The sequence below is a fragment of the Pseudofrankia saprophytica genome (assembly GCF_000235425.2).
Taxonomy (GTDB): Bacteria; Actinomycetota; Actinomycetes; order Frankiales; family Frankiaceae; genus Pseudofrankia; species Pseudofrankia saprophytica.
In genome coordinates this window covers 3,308,559-3,324,571 of record NZ_KI912266.1, presented here as the reverse complement: position 1 = coordinate 3,324,571, position 16,013 = coordinate 3,308,559, and the positions used below count along the sequence as shown (strand labels likewise).

At 69.1% G+C, this 16,013-nt stretch carries 17 protein-coding genes and 1 riboswitch; of the genes, 5 read left to right on the top strand and 12 right to left on the bottom strand.

All coding sequences use genetic code 11. The features are described from left to right. Positions 1 to 91: 91 nt before the first annotated feature. A complete protein-coding gene (locus FRCN3DRAFT_RS0213855; protein ID WP_007507477.1) occupies positions 92 to 1,531 on the bottom strand; it encodes an MFS transporter in 1,440 nt (479 codons plus the stop codon). A gap of 150 nt (positions 1,532 to 1,681) precedes the next feature. Here FRCN3DRAFT_RS0213855 and FRCN3DRAFT_RS0213850 point away from each other — a divergent pair, with 150 nt between their 5' ends. Continuing rightward, a complete protein-coding gene (locus FRCN3DRAFT_RS0213850; RefSeq protein WP_007507479.1) occupies positions 1,682 to 2,593 on the top strand; it encodes a phosphotransferase in 912 nt (303 codons plus the stop codon). A 260-nt stretch (positions 2,594 to 2,853) separates the two neighbouring features. Here the strand turns inward: FRCN3DRAFT_RS0213850 and FRCN3DRAFT_RS51465 are convergent, their stop codons facing one another. Both FRCN3DRAFT_RS51465 and FRCN3DRAFT_RS54065 read right to left on the bottom strand, forming a co-directional pair. Next, a complete protein-coding gene (locus tag FRCN3DRAFT_RS51465; protein ID WP_027140563.1) occupies positions 2,854 to 3,249 on the bottom strand; it encodes an NUDIX hydrolase in 396 nt (131 codons plus the stop codon). 501 nt (positions 3,250 to 3,750) lie between these two features. Then, a complete protein-coding gene (locus FRCN3DRAFT_RS54065) occupies positions 3,751 to 4,314 on the bottom strand; it encodes an RICIN domain-containing protein (protein ID WP_007507483.1) in 564 nt (187 codons plus the stop codon). A gap of 864 nt (positions 4,315 to 5,178) precedes the next feature. On the opposite strand from FRCN3DRAFT_RS54065, the gene FRCN3DRAFT_RS0213840 reads away from it, so the two are divergent. Next, the gene (locus FRCN3DRAFT_RS0213840; protein ID WP_007507485.1) at positions 5,179 to 5,643 is read left to right on the top strand and encodes a hypothetical protein; all 465 of its coding nucleotides are present in this window, start codon (positions 5,179 to 5,181) and stop codon (positions 5,641 to 5,643) included. A gap of 60 nt (positions 5,644 to 5,703) precedes the next feature. On the opposite strand, the gene FRCN3DRAFT_RS44415 is transcribed toward FRCN3DRAFT_RS0213840, so the two are convergent. Continuing rightward, positions 5,704 to 5,880 (bottom strand): hypothetical protein, encoded by a 177-nt coding sequence (locus FRCN3DRAFT_RS44415; protein WP_198535971.1) that lies wholly within the window; start codon positions 5,878 to 5,880, stop codon positions 5,704 to 5,706. A gap of 123 nt (positions 5,881 to 6,003) precedes the next feature. On the opposite strand from FRCN3DRAFT_RS44415, the gene FRCN3DRAFT_RS0213830 reads away from it, so the two are divergent. After that, positions 6,004 to 6,300, top strand: a complete 297-nt coding sequence (locus FRCN3DRAFT_RS0213830; RefSeq protein WP_007507488.1) for a metal-sensitive transcriptional regulator — start codon at positions 6,004 to 6,006, stop codon at positions 6,298 to 6,300. 193 nt (positions 6,301 to 6,493) lie between these two features. Here FRCN3DRAFT_RS0213830 and FRCN3DRAFT_RS0213825 read toward each other — a convergent pair whose 3' ends face one another. From FRCN3DRAFT_RS0213825 to FRCN3DRAFT_RS57105, 6 genes are all read right to left on the bottom strand, one after another. Next, complete coding sequence (locus FRCN3DRAFT_RS0213825; RefSeq protein WP_007507490.1) at positions 6,494 to 8,821, bottom strand: heavy metal translocating P-type ATPase; 2,328 nt, start codon at positions 8,819 to 8,821, stop codon at positions 6,494 to 6,496. Positions 8,822 to 8,852: 31 nt separating this feature from the next. Further along, positions 8,853 to 9,797 carry a hypothetical protein gene (locus tag FRCN3DRAFT_RS0213820; RefSeq protein ID WP_007507492.1) on the bottom strand — a complete coding sequence of 315 codons (945 nt, stop codon included), beginning with the start codon at positions 9,795 to 9,797 and terminating at the stop codon, positions 8,853 to 8,855. After that, entirely contained in the window at positions 9,794 to 10,006 is a 213-nt protein-coding gene (locus FRCN3DRAFT_RS0213815) for a heavy-metal-associated domain-containing protein (protein ID WP_007507494.1), read from the bottom strand. Before FRCN3DRAFT_RS0213815 ends, FRCN3DRAFT_RS0213820 begins: the two co-directional genes overlap by 4 nt. A 416-nt stretch (positions 10,007 to 10,422) precedes the next feature. Then, complete coding sequence (locus FRCN3DRAFT_RS0213810) at positions 10,423 to 11,163, bottom strand: ABC transporter permease (RefSeq protein WP_007507496.1); 741 nt, start codon at positions 11,161 to 11,163, stop codon at positions 10,423 to 10,425. Next, on the bottom strand, positions 11,160 to 11,882 hold the full coding sequence (locus FRCN3DRAFT_RS0213805) for an ABC transporter ATP-binding protein (RefSeq protein ID WP_007507497.1): 723 nt from the start codon (positions 11,880 to 11,882) through the stop codon (positions 11,160 to 11,162). The genes FRCN3DRAFT_RS0213810 and FRCN3DRAFT_RS0213805 overlap by 4 nt, the downstream gene beginning before the upstream one ends. Next, the gene (locus FRCN3DRAFT_RS57105; RefSeq protein ID WP_269799822.1) at positions 11,879 to 12,013 is read right to left on the bottom strand and encodes a hypothetical protein; all 135 of its coding nucleotides are present in this window, start codon (positions 12,011 to 12,013) and stop codon (positions 11,879 to 11,881) included. Before FRCN3DRAFT_RS57105 ends, FRCN3DRAFT_RS0213805 begins: the two co-directional genes overlap by 4 nt. Positions 12,014 to 12,144: 131 nt before the next feature. Here FRCN3DRAFT_RS57105 and FRCN3DRAFT_RS0213795 point away from each other — a divergent pair, with 131 nt between their 5' ends. Together FRCN3DRAFT_RS0213795 and FRCN3DRAFT_RS0213790 are read left to right on the top strand one after the other, a co-directional pair. Next, positions 12,145 to 13,344 carry a sensor histidine kinase gene (locus FRCN3DRAFT_RS0213795; RefSeq protein WP_232794038.1) on the top strand — a complete coding sequence of 400 codons (1,200 nt, stop codon included), beginning with the start codon at positions 12,145 to 12,147 and terminating at the stop codon, positions 13,342 to 13,344. Continuing rightward, entirely contained in the window at positions 13,341 to 14,009 is a 669-nt protein-coding gene (locus FRCN3DRAFT_RS0213790; protein ID WP_007507501.1) for a response regulator, read from the top strand. The genes FRCN3DRAFT_RS0213795 and FRCN3DRAFT_RS0213790 overlap by 4 nt, the downstream gene beginning before the upstream one ends. Before the next feature lie 148 nt (positions 14,010 to 14,157). Here FRCN3DRAFT_RS0213790 and FRCN3DRAFT_RS0213785 read toward each other — a convergent pair whose 3' ends face one another. Next, positions 14,158 to 15,138 carry a M56 family metallopeptidase gene (locus tag FRCN3DRAFT_RS0213785; RefSeq protein WP_007507503.1) on the bottom strand — a complete coding sequence of 327 codons (981 nt, stop codon included), beginning with the start codon at positions 15,136 to 15,138 and terminating at the stop codon, positions 14,158 to 14,160. Between the two features lies 1 nt (position 15,139). Then, positions 15,140 to 15,511 carry a BlaI/MecI/CopY family transcriptional regulator gene (locus FRCN3DRAFT_RS0213780; RefSeq protein ID WP_007507505.1) on the bottom strand — a complete coding sequence of 124 codons (372 nt, stop codon included), beginning with the start codon at positions 15,509 to 15,511 and terminating at the stop codon, positions 15,140 to 15,142. Positions 15,512 to 15,819: 308 nt separating this feature from the next. Beyond that, a riboswitch (cyclic di-AMP (ydaO/yuaA leader) is annotated at positions 15,820 to 15,986 on the top strand. Positions 15,987 to 16,013 lie beyond the last annotated feature (27 nt).

Below are 16,013 nucleotides of genomic sequence, written 5' to 3'. Positions count from 1 at the left end.
GCCGACGTGCGGGCATGTCGTTCGCGCTGACGGTGACGAAGTCCTGATCTGGCAGCGTGGAAGACTTCGGCGTACGAGCCCCGCCGACCGGTCAGTGTCCTGTCGGGGCCTGCGCGGGCCCAGGGGCCCTGATGACGAGCGCGATGACGAGCAGCGCTGCGCCGGTGAGTTCGACCGCGGTGAGAAAGGCCGCGGCCAGGCTCTCCTCGACCGAGTGGTACTCGATGGTCCGCGAGTAGGCCGTCGTCATGATGGCCACCCCCAGCGACAGGCCCACCTGTTGAGCTGCCTGCAACAGGCCCGACGCCGCGCCGATCTCCCGTGGCTCCAGCCCGTCCAACACAGTCATGGTGAGCGCGACGAAGGAAAGGCCGAGCCCAGCGCCCAACAGAAGGAGCGGCCCGAGCAGCGACGATGCATAGGAGTAGGTCCGGCCCCCCACGGCCAGCCAGACAGCCCCGGCGAGCATCAGCACGGCGCCGGTCACCACGACGTTCCTCCGGCCGAACCGGGGGATCAGCCTGACCGCCGCCGCACGAGCGGTGAGCACCTGCGCGGCCGTCAGCGGCAGGAGGCCGAGAGCGGTGACCAGCGGTCTCTGCAGGCGCACACCTCCCAGGTACTCCGACAGCAGGACGAACACATCGGCCAGGGCGGCCATGAGCAGCACGAACGCGAGAAGAGCCCCGACGCGGCCGTGGCGGGGCAACCGGCGCAGCGGCACGATCGGCTGGGCGGCCCCGCGTTCGATGAGCAGGAACCCCGCGAACAGGAGCGCCCCCACCGCGAACAGGCCGCGGGTGCTGGCGGCGGTCCAGCCGGCAGAAGACGCATGGATGCAGGCGTAGACGATGCAGACCATGCTCATGGTCGAGGTGAGCGCGCCGAGCAGGTCGAAGCGGGCGGGATGGCGTCGCGCCTCGGTGAGGTGGCGGCGGGCGATCAGGATGGTCACCACGCCGATCGGCACGTTGACGAAGAAGACCAACCGCCAGCTCACCATGGTGAGCAGACCGCCGAGGACCAGACCGAGCGGGAGGCCGAGGCCGGTGACCATGCAGGACACGCCCAGCGCCCGGGTCCGCTCAAGGCCCGGTGCGAAGCCCGTGACGATCAGGGACAGCGCGGCCGGCCCCGCGAGGGCGAACCCGACGCCCTGCAGCGCCCGCGCAGTGATCAGCACCCAGATCTCGGGCGCGAGCCCACCCAGGACGCACGCGGCCACCATGATGCTCACCCCCCACATGAACATCCGTTTCCGACCAAGGATGTCCCCAGCCCGGCCGCCGACCAGCAACAGCCCCCCGTAGACCAGCGAGCATGCGCCGAAAACCCAGGCCACGCCGGTGAACTCGGAGCCCAGACCAGACGTGATACTGGGAAAGGCAATGGCGATGACGCCGCTATCCATTGAAATCATCAGCTGGCAGGTCACGAGGACCGCCAGCGTGAGAGCCGGCTGGCGTACAACTGGGTCAGGTGTGTCGCTGACGCTCGTCCGCGTCCCGCCGTCCTGTTCCTGGCTGACCATCGGCGTCCTGTCCGAAGTGGACGGTCATCGGCCTTGCAACTGCAGTCTGGCGCCATCGTAGGTACAACCGCGACTGTCACCGACAACGGTAGACCGACCGATGTCCGCCAAGGAGCACCTCGCCAACCGCGGCGGCTGGGAGATCAACCTGTGAGCACCCGGCGCCTGCCGAGCATGACCCGCGCGGCCGGCCGCCCCGCCTGGTTGCCACCGGCCGTCTCTGACCAGGCGCTCACCGACGTCCACAACCACTACCCCGGGCTGGTCCTACGCCGCCTGCTGCACACCACCGGCAAAGCGGTGCTGGTCGCTGCCGACTACCACGGCTCCGCATCCGTGTTGAAGATCCTCACGGCCGGGGACGCGAGATGGCAGCGCCACCACGACGCCGAAGCACGCGCCTACACGCGATTCGCCGCCGACCCACCGCCGGTCCGCACACCCCGACTACTCGCCCCGCCGACTCCCGGCCTGCTGCTCATCGAACACCTACCCGGCAACCCAGCCGCCACCAGCCGATATCCCAAAAACATCACGCCGCCCATTCTCGAATCCGTCCTCACCGCCGCCAACGCGCTCGCAACCTGGCCCGGCGCAACGACGTTCGCCGCCGACCACCGCCGACCGCCGCTGACCCCCAGCGACCTCGCCACCGCCGCCGAAATCGGCGCACCGACCAGCACCCTGCAGGACTGGGCCGCCACCTTCACCTCGACCCCGCACGTCTTCAGCCACGGCGACCTGCTCCTGACCAACACCCTCACCACGGACACCGAGGCCGCGCTCCTGGACTGGGAATACGCCGGCCTACGACTCCCCGGCTACGACCACGCCCTACTCTGGCTCACCCACATGGACCACCCAGCCGCCCAAGCACACATCACCGCCCACGCCACCGACCACACAGCGTTCAGATTCAACATCGCGGCCCTGCTCCTACGAGAACTACGCATCCACCGCGACGCCACATCCATCCCGCAGGTCGCCGACCGGTATCGGGCACTGCGCCGCCTGGCTGACGACGTCCTCCTCACCGGCCCACCAGCCCGCAACGGCCCCTGACCCACTCCCCCAGCCCAGAACACCGCCCGGACGACTCCCCCGGCACAAGAGCCACCCGAACAACGAGACCGCGAACCCGCCGACATCAGATCGCCGGCGTGGTCGCAGCCGACAACAGCGTCGACCAGGCTGGGGCACCAGGAGACAAACTGGCGCCGGGGACGTCGAACTCGCAAGGCCACAACCATGGGGGTTCGAGTCGGAGGGGAGTTGCACCGTTGTTCCGTCAAGTTAAATGACCGCCTCACAGGAAAGGGATTTCAGAGCTCCCCACGGTCTCGAAGCCAGTCGAATATGATCTGATCCACTAGCGACGACTTCTCCCGCCCAGAGTAGTCAAGCCAGACCATCTCTTCGATTTCACTGCTCGGCGCCAGCTCGCCATCATATTCCGCCCGGTAACAAGTCATCCTTACAATAACGCCCTCGGATTTTCCGTGAGCTTGTGCTTCAAATACTCCTGCGAGCTCCATCGTCTCAGAAAGAAGTCTCACGCAAAGTTCCTCAGTAATTTCCCGCTGCAGCGCTTCCCGGTCCGTCTCAGCACCTTCTCGTTTGCCGCCAGGAATATAATAGGCATCCTTGCCTTTCGATCGCGTACTAAGTATTCTCTTTTCTTCAATCCGAATCCACGCGAGTTTATCAATTATCTTCATCTTTTCCTCTTTGCCTATTGACCGATTCTTGAAGGTGTGCTGCCGAGAATACCATCCGCCCATCCCACCAAGATCCACTCGGTTGCCACGGCCAGGCCACTTACACCCGCGATCAGACACTCCCAACGAAGATTGTCGAGTCTCAGGTGATGCTCAACGTTTCCGTCCCAGGACATGGTTGACAGTCGATCTGGGACACTTAAGGCCGTGTCGGTGAGAGATGCCGCGCTCGAGTCCCGGCTGGCTTCGGCCCGCTGACGGCCCGCCGCATGGCGCGCGAAAACCGCTCTTCTCTCGCGCCATCAAGGCAAACGGCCCACAGACATTTCACGGATGCTCGGTTCGGCCGGGACCTTGCCGTGATCGAATCACCGACACCGCGTGGGCGGGTGCTTGGCAATAGTGCCTTAATCCGCGCCCACGCGATGCCGGTGATCTCATGCCGACCGGCCATCGATTATGAAACTATCCAGAAACCTTGATTGCGAGGCGCGGCCTAGCCTAGCCGAAGTGCCAGTAGGTGCTCGTATCGGTGCAGGACCGGCCTTCGGGCCGGAATTCACTTCCCGCTGGCACGGGTATGCCCAGACACAGACCGTTATATTGGCTGCGCCACTGCGTCGACCCGTTGGGTCCAGACACCGGCGTCCACCGCACGCTAATCGAACCGTCGCAATCATACCCGGAAACGAACGAATTGGTATACATCATCATACAAGCCTGATTTTTGACGTCCCTGACGCTAGCGTACCCACTGCCATATATGGTCTGGAACTTCTGCGAGGAGGATCCGTTGCACTGGCGAGTCGTCCAGTAGCCGTACGTGCCATCCGAGAGTTTATAAACGTCGAGGCACTGGCCGTTCACATCGCTGATCAGCGAGTACTGGACGGGGTTAGACGGCGGCGGGTCGTCCGGCGGAGTCACGATGGCGTTGGCCTGACCTGCGAACACGACCACGGCGGCCATTGAACCCGCCATCGCCGCTACGAGCGCCGCGAGCCGCCCGGTAACCCTTCGGCGCCGTCGTTCCACGGCCGGCCTAGATTTTCTCCAGGTCTTCATCCCGAGATACCTCTTTCACTTCAAGCGTCACCGGGAGCCCGGGCCTCCACGCGCCGCCTCAAACATCACGGCCGGCTCGGGCGGGACGGAGAACAACTCACTGGTACAGGACCGCCACGCGACCAGGCCGTCGCGGCGACGGCCTGGTCGCCAGCGAGCGTTCCCCGCCGCAAACAATATTGGCACGCCGTCGCCTCGCCGCGCATGCCCGTCGATATCGATATCATGTCGGACCGCGGACAGGACCTTTGGAATTTCCTTACCGTGCGGGGTCTGGCGCAACGACCCGGCCGATGCATTCGGAAAGCCGAGAAACGCCGAGGACCCATGGCGCAACGCCGCCCAGCGTACAGCGATCAGGTCTGGTCCTGGGGTAGAGACAGATCACGGCAGGCCGGGGTGCGGGTCGATGCGGGCTGGCCGGGAGGACCCGGGCGGCAGATACGGTCACAAGACGCCGTGCGCTGCGCGCGGGAGAGCAAAGACCACCCGGGCTGCTCCGCCCCAGGCCAAGGCCCTCGCACCTCAGGAGCAGGGGCAGGCCACCCCGCCCGACGCCGCCACCCCCCGCACACGGCGGCCACGCCGCCAAGCGACCCCGAACCCACGACCAGAACTGAAGCCCGGCGCAGGCCGCCAAGCGGCAGGTAGGACCGAGAGGTAAAGCATCACCGAAGATCGGATAACCCGACTCAGCGGTGTGCGCCAAGTGCGCGCCAAGATCGTCGCGGACTTCCTGTACCTTTTTCCAGACCGGTATGCCCTTGACCTCAAGTTCGGTTGAAGTTCTAGCGTGATCGCCTGACGTCGGAATGTTGCTATCCGGCCAGGACGCATTGCCACGCGCCGGAGGGAAGGACTGTCATGGTCCCGGGCATCAAGGGGTATCCCGACGAGGTGCTGGCGGCGCAGCCGATCGGGTACTGGAGCGGCGAGACCTACCGCAGAGTTGTCGGCCGGATCCGCGCGGATCTGGCGGTCGAGGGGCTCACCCAGCCGCATTGGTGGATCCTCAACCATGTCGCGGGCGCTCCTGGCAAGTGGGATCGCACGCATCTGATCCAACGGCTGTCACCGTTCGACGATCTCGGCAGTGATTTTGACGGCGTCATCGACGATCTGCTCGAGCGCGGCTGGATGACTCAGACACAGGCAGGCACCTTCGGTCTCACTGAGGACGGAGAAGCGGGGCGGACCCGGGCCGCCGACCGTAGCCACCAGGCGCTGGCGCAAATCCACGATGGCATCGCAACGTCGGAGTACGTCGCCGCACTCAACGTCCTGCGACGAATGATCGCAAATCTCGGCGGGGATGCGGATCTGCCCTAACGAGCGGCGGTTGGACGACATGGGCATGTGGCCGCGCCGCCGGCCAGCCGTTCTCGCCGCTCACCAGGACGCCGCCGCACGGGCCTTGCCCACCACGGGCGGGCCGATCAGGGAGTCGACCAGCCCAGCGCCGATCCAGTCGCCGGTGTCGATCCCATCCCGGGCGATCAGGAGCCGTACCCCCGCGTCGCGCAGCATGCCCAGCACCCGCATCCGCCCAGCCTCAGTCGCCGCCAACCGATCCAGCGTGTCGGCCACGACCACGTCGACGTGCTCGCCAGGGCAAGACCTTGTCGCCGGTAGGAGCACCTCTCTACTCTCACAGGTGAAAATACCCCCGGGGGGTTATACCGTCGATCCATGGAGACACCCGCCACGGTCCGCGGTTACACCGCCACCAAGGACCAACTGCAGTCGCGCCTGCGCCGCATCGAGGGGCAGGTGCGCGGCGTCCAGAACATGGTCGACGACGACCGGTACTGCATCGATGTGCTCACCCAGATATCCGCCATCCAGGCGGCGCTCGACAAGGTGGCGCTCGGCCTGCTCGACGGACACGCCCGCCACTGCATGCACGAGGGTGCCGCCGAGGGACGTGCCGACGAGATGGCGACCGAGATGATGGCCGCGGTCGGCCGGTTGATGAAACGCGGCTGACCGTCCCCGAGGCATTCATGGGTGCCTCGGGGCCGGCCCGTCGCTCGTGGCCAGCCCCGGGCAACACTCGCCTCACACGGCGGCCACGGCTGCGGGTCAGCCCCTCGCCGCTGCCGGCGAAGACGGCGACGGCGACGGCCCGTCAATATCTTCCACCAGCCCCGTTGTTGGGAGCGGGGCCGGTGTCGTGTTGTCACGCGTTGGCGAGGCGCGGTGAGTCCGTGCGCGGTGCGTTCGTCGAGGGTGCGCTGTCCAACGCCTGGCTGGTGAAGGAGCGCAGGCGCAGGCTGTTGCCGACGACGAAGACGCTGGAGAACGCCATCGCGGCGCCGGCGAGCATCGGGTTGAGCAGGCCGAGGGCGGCGAGCGGGATCGCCACGATGTTGTAGGCGAAGGCCCAGAACAGGTTCGTCCTGATCGTGCCGAGGGTTCGACGGGAGAGCCGGATGGCGTCGGCGGCGCTGCGCAGGTCGCCGCGTACCAGGGTGATGTCGGCGGCCTCGATCGCGACGTCGGTACCGGTGCCCATCGCCAGGCCCAGATCGGCCTGGGCCAGCGCGGCGGCGTCGTTGACGCCATCGCCGACCATCGCGACGACCCTGCCCTCGGACTGGAGCCGCCTGACCACGTCGACCTTGTCGGCGGGCAGGACCTCGGCGATGACCTGATCGATGCCGACCTCGGCGGCTATCTGGTCGGCCACCGTCCGGTTGTCGCCGGTGAGCAGCACTGGCGCCAAGCCGAGTGCCTTGAACTGGTTGATCGCCTCGCGGCTGGTCGGCTTGACCTGGTCGGCCACGGCCAGCAGGCCGCGGGCCTCCCCGTCCCAGCCGACCGCGACAACGGTTCTTCCAGCCTGCTCGAAGTGGGCCTTGCGCTCGACCAGTTCGGCGGTGAGGTGCTGCGACCAGTCGGAGAGCAGGGACTGGCGGCCGACGAGCACGGCATGGCCCTCGACGACGCCCTGAACGCCCTTGCCTTCGATGTTCGCGAAGTCCTCCGGCGTCGGCAGGTCGCCGACCTGCTGGGTGGCGCTCTTCGCGATCGCCTGCGCGATGGGGTGCTCGGAGGCGTTCTCAAGGGCGCCGGCCAGGCGTAGCAGCTCGGCCCGGTCCACGCCGTCAGCGGTGACCACCTCGACGAGCGTCATCTTTCCGGTGGTCACGGTGCCGGTCTTGTCGAGAACGACGGTGTCGATCCGGCGGGTGGATTCCAGGACCTCGGGGCCCTTGATGAGCACTCCCAGCTGGGCGCCGCGGCCGGTGCCGACGAGCAGCGCGGTCGGGGTGGCCAGTCCCAGGGCGCACGGGCAGGCGATGATCAGCACGGCCACGGCGGCGGTGAACGCGGCGGCCGCGGGGAACCCGGCGCCGAGCCAGGCTCCAAGGACCGCCACGGCAATGGCGATCACGACCGGTACGAAGACGCCAGCCACCCGGTCAGCCAGCCGCTGGACCTCCGCCTTGCCGGACTGGGCGTCCTCGACCAGCCTGGCCATCTGGGCCAGCTGGGTGTCGGCGCCGACCCGGGTGGCGCGCACGACCAGACGGCCGCCGGCGTTCACGGTGGCACCGGTGACGGTGTCGCCCTCGCCGACCTCGGCCGGCACGGACTCGCCGGTGAGCATCGACAGGTCGATCGCCGAGGTTCCCAGGACGACGACTCCGTCGGTTGCGATCTTCTCCCCGGGGCGGACGACGAACTCGTCGCCCACCGCCAGGTCCTCGACCGGGACCCTGCTCTCGACTCCGTCCCGCAGCACCGCGACGTCCTTGGCGCCGAGTTCGAGCAGGGCCCGTAGCGCGGCGCCGGCCTGGCGCTTGGACCGCTTCTCGAAGTAGCGGCCGGCGAGTACGAACATCGTCACGCCGGTGGCGACCTCAAGGTAGATGTTGGCGGCGCCGTCGGTCGGGGTCACGGAGAGTTCGAAGCCGTGCTTCATCCCTGGAGTGCCAGCGGTGCCCCAGAACAGGGCGTACAACGACCAGACGAACGCCGCGAGGGTGCCGATCGAGACGAGGGTGTCCATCGTGGCAGCGCCGTGCCGCAGGTTGGTCCACGCCGCTCGATGGAACGGCCACGCCGCCCAGATGATCACTGGCCAGGCCAGCGCGAGAGAGGCCCACTGCCAGGAGGTGAACTGCAGCGCGGGCACCATGGCGAGCACGATGACCGGGACGGTCAACGCCACGGTCCCGGCCAACCGGTTCCGTAGTGTGAGCAGCTCGTGGTCGGGCTGTTCCTGCGCGGCGTCTGCGGAGCCGTTGGCAGCCTTCGGCGGTGTGGGCAGCTTCGCGGTGTAGCCGGCCTTCTCGACCTCGGCGATCAGGAGCTGCGGGTCATAGCCCGTCGGCACGGTGGTCTTGGCCTTTTCGGTGGCGTAGTTGACCGACGCCGCGACGCCGTCGAGCTTGTTGAGCTTCTTCTCGATCCGCATCGCGCACGAGGCACAGGTCATCCCGCCGATCTCGAGTTCGACGCTGGTTACGGACGGTGCCGACGGGGCCGGGGATGTGGCCATGGTGGTTCTCGCTCCTACCGCGCTTCTCGGATCAATGGCCGGTGTGTACGTCGGTGACGGTGTCGCCCGCGGTGCCGGACGTGGTGTCGAGGACGAAGGTCGCGGTGTGGACTTGTCCGTCGACCTGGAAGTCGAGGTAGAGCAGGTAGCGGCCCTCGGTAGGTACCTCGGCCATGAAGCCGATCTTCGGGCCTGACAGGTCACTCGCGGCCGGTTCCCCGCCTTCGGGGTGGACGTGCAGGTAGGTCAGGTCGCCCGCGCGCAGCGCGACCAAGTGGCCGAAAGCGCCGAGATAGGGCTGCAGGGCGGTGACCGGCTTGCCAGCGCGGGTGATCTCGACAGTCAGGTCTGACATCTCGCCGGCGCGCAGGGCGCCGTGCACGGAGGCGGTGAATCCGCCGACCTGCGACGTCGTCGCGGTGTGAGTGGCTGGGGCCGGGATGACGTCGCCGGCGACGTCGATCGTGCGGGTAAGGGTCACGTCAGGGGCCTCAGAGGTGTCCCGGTCGGCGGGCACGAAGTCGGCGAACACTCGGTAGGTGCCGGCGGCGTTCCACGTCCACGGGATCGACCAGGTCCCATCCGAGCTCATCGTCGGATGCACGTGACGGAACTGGGTGCCATCCGAACGCACCACGATGAGGTGAAGGTCCTTGTCATGCGACGTCGTGTACGCCGTCAACGGGTGGTCGTCGCCGCCCTGTACGTGGAAGGACAGGACACCGGACTTCCCGACCCGGCTGGGCGCGGCCACCTCGCCGAGCAGATATCCGTCCTGCTCGATCGAGAGCCCGTGCACCGGCGGGGCACTGGCTGAAGCCTGCGTCGAGGTGTGATCCATCGAGCTCTCCTGTGCTGTCCTCGTCCACGAGGCGACCATCGAGTCGGGGACAGCGCCGGCGCCGACGGCGAAGGCGCCGCCGAACAGGAGCGCCAGACCGGTGGCATAGGCGCCGAGCCGGGTCGGGACGTTCATCGGACCGGGGCCGCCTCGTAGCCGGCCTCGTCCACGGCGGCCAGCACCTGCGCGTCGTCCACCGGCCCGGTCACGGTCACGACAAGGCGGCCGGTCCGCGCGCTTACCTGGATGTCCTCGACACCGGCGATCTTGCCGACCTCGTCTCGGACCGAGGCCTCGCAGTGCCCACAGCTCATGCCCGTGACCTGGTACTCGCTCGTGGTCATCCCATTCGCCCCTTCGAACCTCATATACCCCGGTGGGGTATCTCACGGTCATGTTTATACCCCCTCCGGGTATCCCGTCAACGCGAGAGCGCGGAGAGCGGACAGACAAGAGCGCGACGGTCCGCGGGTACATGCGTCCACGACCGTCTGACGATCTTGCGACAGCCGTGATGTCGTGGCGCGCTGAGCCCGACAGCCGATGGGTACCCCCGGTCGTCGGCGACCTCGGCCAGCCGTCAATCGTCGGAACCGGACAAGGCGAGCCTCCGGGCGACGACTACCACGGCAAGCGCTCACCTTCGAGTATCAGGACGGGCGCGGCGTCGGTAGCTTCCAGCCGGCAGGTTCCACGGTCGAATACGAGCACGACCAGGGTGGTGAAGGTGTCGATCGTGGCGGCGTCGGTCTGGTGGGCCTCAGGGAACGTCGCGCTGGGATGTCGCCAGCATGGCGGCGATGAGGCCGAGACCGGCGTACACCGTCAGCAGGGCCGCGGCTCCGCCGGGGCTGCGCAGCGCGCCGGCGCGGTCCTGGCCCGCCAGTGCCTGGGCCAGCGCGCCGGGAGCGAACCGGTGCACCGTTGGCAGTTCCAGGAGCAGGTTCTCGACGAACAACAGCCAGGCGAAGACAGCGACGAGGGACGGCACCTGGCCACGGACAACAGCGCCGACGGCCAGACCCATCGTGGCGAGCAGCCCGCCGCCGGCCGCGCCGCCGCCGAGGAGCAGGGCATAGTCGCTCGCCGTGAGCTGGACCGCGAGCCCGCGCAGGTGCAGGGCGAGCCCGCCGACACCCGCGGCGGTTCCGGTCGAGAGCAGCCCGACGAGCAGTCCGGTCACGCACACGGAGACGGCCTTCGCGCTGATCACGGTGGTACGTCGTGGGGTCGCGAGCAGGGTTGGCCGGATGGTGCCGCTCCGGATCTCCGCCGTGATCGACAGGGCGCCGAGCAGGGCGGCAAACAGGGCGCCGAGATTGGCACCCACATCAACGAAGACACCGAGCTGCTCGGATCTGGTGGCGAGGCGGTCGGTGGCCAGGCCGTAGCCGTGCAGCGCCATGGCGAGCGCGACCAGTCCGACCAGGGTGGCCAGCAGGCCCGCCAGTGCCGGTGTGCTGGTGAGTTTGGCGAACTCGGAGCGTAGCTGCCGCCTCATGGCGCCACCACCGCGGTAAGGGCGAGATAGGCCGTTTCCAAGGTCTGACCGTCCTGGGCGAAGTCACTGATCGGCCGGTCGGCGACCAGCCTGCCCCGGCTGATGATGAGGGCGCGGTCGACTGTCTGGGCGACCTCGGCGAGCACGTGGCTGGAGACGAGCACGGTGCCGCCCTGATCGGCGTAGCTCCGCAGGAATGCGCGTAGCCAGTGCACGCCGGCGGGGTCCAGCCCGTTGATGGGCTCGTCGAGGACGAGCAGCTCGGGGTTGCCGAGCAGCGCGGCCGCGAGCCCGAGCCGTTGGCGCATCCCGAGTGAGTAGGTCCTCACCGCCCTGCTGCTGGCGGCCGTCAGCTCGACGGTCTCCAGCGCCTCATCGACGCGGGCACGTCCGATACCGGACGCCAGCGCGAGCACCCTGAGGTGGTCGCGACCCGACCGGGCGGGGTGGAAGTCGTTGGACTCCAGCACGGCGCCTACCGTGCGCGCCGGATCCCCGAGGTCGGCATAGGGCTTGCCGAGGACGCGGGCGGTGCCGCTGGACGGCGACGCAAGGCCCAGCAGGAGTCGCAGTGTGGTCGACTTGCCGGCCCCGTTGGGTCCGAGGAACCCGGTGATCTGGCCGCGGTCGAGGTGGAAGGTCAGGTCCTCGACGACGGCTTGGCCGTCGTACCGCTTGGTCAGCCCTTCGACGGCCACGACCGGTGGCGTGCCGTTCATGAGCGCCCTCGGCGGACGACGAGGACAACCACGACCGCGATCACGACGACGCCGATGACCGCGAGATGGAGGACGGGACGATCCGCGAACCCGGAGGCGGTCGCGGACGTCGTCGGAGGCAAGGTCAGCACCCCGGCGACGCTAGGTCCGTCCGCCGACGCGCAGAACACCCATGAGGTGGATCTCCACCGTCCCCGGGTCGTCCACCAGTGTCCCCCCGTGGGGGGATCCGAACGCAGCTCGCGCGGGCTACGCTCGCGGCGTGGCGACCGCGGCGATCCCGCACCATCCCTTCACTCTCTTCGTCTCCCGGGCGGCGACGGCGCCGGCCCGACGGCGTCGTCCTCGTCTCCTCGACGCGGCGATCGCGGCGGGGGTATTCAGTGGCTGGTTGGTCGGGCTGTCCCACGGCGACCGCTTCGAGATGACCGACCTGGTCCTGCTGGCTGCCTCGAGCCTCCCGATTGCCGGGTGGCGGATCGCACCGCTCGGCACCTTTACGACCAGCACTGTCGTGGCGTTGGGCCTCGCCGCGCGTGGCCAGGCGCTGTGGCCGCCGATCGGGCCCGCCGTCGCGCTCTACCTCCTGGCCGGCGGCAGGGACACCGCCGCATGGTCGCGGCGCACGACGCTTACGGTCGCGGGGCTGCTCACCGCCTACCTCGCGGTCACGATCGCCGCCAGCGGCTGGGTGGCGGTGGACCTGGGCCATACTGTCCTGGCCTGCGCCGCGGCGTGGCTCGCCGGCGAGCGCGCCCGGCTGCGACGCCAGCAGATCGAAGCTTTGCACGAGCGCGCGCACCGGGCGGCCGAGTCGGCGACGGCGAACCTGCGGCTCGCCGTCGCCGAGGAACGAACCCGCATCGCCCGCGACCTGCACGACTCGGCGGGACACGCGTTGAACGTGATCGCGGTACGCGCCGGGGCGGCGCGGCTGCGCAACGACCCACGGCGCGCGCTGGCCACGCTGGCCGACATCGAGTCGGTCGCCCGCCAGACGGCGGCCGACATCGACCAGATCGTCGGCTCGCTGCGCGCCGGTGAAGCGAACGAGACGGGCGATCTCGCGGTCGAGTCGCCGGTCGGTCTGGCCTCGGTGGACACACTCGTCGCCCAGCACCGAGCCGCCGGCCTGCGGGTATCCGTATCCCGCCAAGGTGATCCGGACGTCCTGGTCACGGCGGTCGATCAGGCGGCGTACCGCATCCTGCAGGAGTCCCTGACCAACGCCGCGCGGCACGGCGCCGGTTCCGTGGCCGTCACGATCGACGCATACTCGGCCGGCCTCGCGCTGACGGTCACCAACCCCGTCCCCGCGAACGCCGGCGCGGGCGCGGGCGGCCACGGCATCGCCGGCATGCGCGAACGCGCCAGCCTGCTCGGCGGCACGCTGACGGCCCGGCAGCACGGTGGCGAGTTCCGCGTCGAGGCGCGGCTTCCGCGCACCGGGCGCGCCGCATGACCAGGATCGTCATCGCGGACGACGACCACCTCATGCGCGCCGGCCTGGTGGAGCTGCTCACCGTCGACCCGACGATCGCCGTCGTCGGCGAGGCCGCCACTGGCCGCGCGGCCGTCTCCCTGGCGCGACAGCACCGGCCCGAGGTCGTGCTCATGGATGTACGGATGCCCGACCTGGACGGCATCGCTGCTACCCGCGAACTGACGCGCGGCGTGCCGGAGACCCGGGTGCTCATCCTGACCACCTTCGAGCAGGACGACTACGTGTTCGGAGCCGTGCGCGCCGGCGCCTCAGGCTTCCTGCTGAAGCGCACCCGCCCCGAGGAGCTCATCGCCGCGGTGCATACCATCGCGGCCGGCGACGCGCTGCTGTCACCGTCGGTGACCCGGCGGGTGATCGACAGGATGGCCCGGCAACCCGTCCCGGAGCTGGCTGGGACGCGGGAGCTCGCCGAGCTCACCCGCCGCGAACGCGAGGTCCTCGAGCTGATGGCGCGGGGTCTGTCCAACCGCGAGATCGCGAACTGCCTGGTGGTCGAGGAGTCCACCGTCCGCACCCACGCCAAGCGGCTCCTGGCCAAGCTCGGCCTCCGCGACCGAATCCAGGCAGTGATCTTCGCCTACGAGACCGGAATCAACCAGCCCGGCGGCACGATGGCGCCCTGACCTGTCGGTCGTCTCTCGCCACCGCCGTCGAACGCGCAGGCCGGCGTGGCCCAGCAGACGAGCAGAAGCTGGCCGACCGCATCAAGGCAGCCCTGTCCAGGTCGCCGGCTATCAATGCTCGTTTGCGTGCTCGTTCCAGGCTGCGAGATCAGCGCGCGGAGCGTGCCGCGACGTCCGCCGCGGTGGTGGCCGGAGGACAGTGGGTCGCGTCGTCGACGAGGGCTGGCACCGTCGGCACGGCGACCGGCAGGAGTAGCAACGCGGCGGCGCCGGCGGCGGCGAGGTAGCGCGCGGCCAGGCTGAGGGGACGGCTGGGGGCGAGCAGACGGCGCACTCGTTCGGCGGCACCGACGCCGGCCATCCCGAGCGCGGGCGCAGGTACCTGGCCGGCGACCAGGTCCAACAGGGCGCAGGCGACGGTACGTGGGGTGGTGCGGCGGGCGGCGCTGTCGTCGGCGGCCATCTCGACCAGGCGGCGTACCTCGTCGTCAGCGACGGTGAACAGCGGCAGTCGGGGGAAAGCGCGGGCCAGTACCGCCGTGACGGTGGTGATCAGGTAATGGTGGCCACGCAGGTGGGCGTGCTCGTGGGCGATCACGGCGTCCAGCAACGGCGGGTCCAGCAGCGAGAGGGCGCCCTCGGAGACGACGACGAGGCGGCGCCGCGCGGGCAGGCAGTAGACAGCCGGGACGGGGTGTTCGACGACGAGGATGTCGCCGCGGGCGGGGTGGCGACGGCCGACCATCCGCAACGCGGCGGCGTGCCGGCGCCGCAACCGCCGCTGCGGCCATGCGACGGCCGCCGTCGCGTACATGATGCGCGCCGCGATGACCGCCAGGACACCGATTCCAGCTGCGTCCATGGCCAGCGACACAGCGGTGCGGGAGATGTGGTGCAGCGAGATGCCGCACGCCATGACCAGCGAGATGATCGCGTGGCCGACGGTCAGCAGTGGCACGACCAGCAGGGCGCCGGCGAGGCAGACCGCGGCGACCGCGGACAGGCACGCGGCGATCCAGACGCCGATGCCCAGCCTCGGCGCCCTGCGGGTCCAGCCGGCGGCGCGCAGCAGCCGCGGCGCGAGGAACAGCATGATCAGGATGTAGCCGGTCAGCAGCGGGGCCGCCACGTCAGCCGGTGCCCTTCTCCTGGGCCCGCCAGCGCAGCGCGTCGCCCAGCGCCTCGGCCTCGGCGGCGTCCATCGACCGGACGAAGTGCAGCAGCGCCATCCCCGGGTTGTCGGTGCCGGACAGCACCTCGTTCAGCTGCCGGGCGGTGTATTCGCTGCGCGTGAGCGTCGTGGCATAGACGTACCCGCGGCCGACCCGCTCCCGGGTGAGCCAGCCCTTCTGGAAGAGCCGATCCATCACGGTCATGACCGTGGTGTAGGCGAGGGGACGGGCCTGCTGCAGCTCCTCCAGGATGTCGCGCACGGTGGCGGCTTCCACGCGTGCCCACATCCGGTCCATCACCTCGGCCTCGAGGTCGCCGAACAGCTCCATTCCGCCTCCATCACCCGCCCGCCCATGCGGAGTGTGCCGGAGCGCGTCTCCGGACGTTGCGATGGTGTCACGGCTCGGCGGCCGTCGACCGGGCGGATCGGCCGCCATCGGGGGAAGCGCTCACGAAAACACCAAGGGACCTCGGACCGACGTCCGGCGGCTGTCGGCTGCGGGGGTTTGTGGTCCGAGCAGTTCCGATGGCCGCGGCCGGTGCCATCCACCCCACGCGACCTACTATGGCGTGTAGTTGTTAGGCTGTGCCCGCTATCGCCGTCGGACCGAACGCCGAGTCCTGCCCCCGGTCCGGCGATACCCCTCCGACGCAGCCGGGGCAGGAGCGGGGGAACCACGTTCCACCGGGCGCCGCATCCCTCCGGCGGCGCCCTTGGGGTGAAGCCGGGCGTGTTCGACACGGCCGGCCGGGCTCCCAGCCCGAACCCGACAGCTCACCTCGCAGGCGTCTGGGAAAGGTTTCACGTGCAGGCACGCGAACCACAAACGT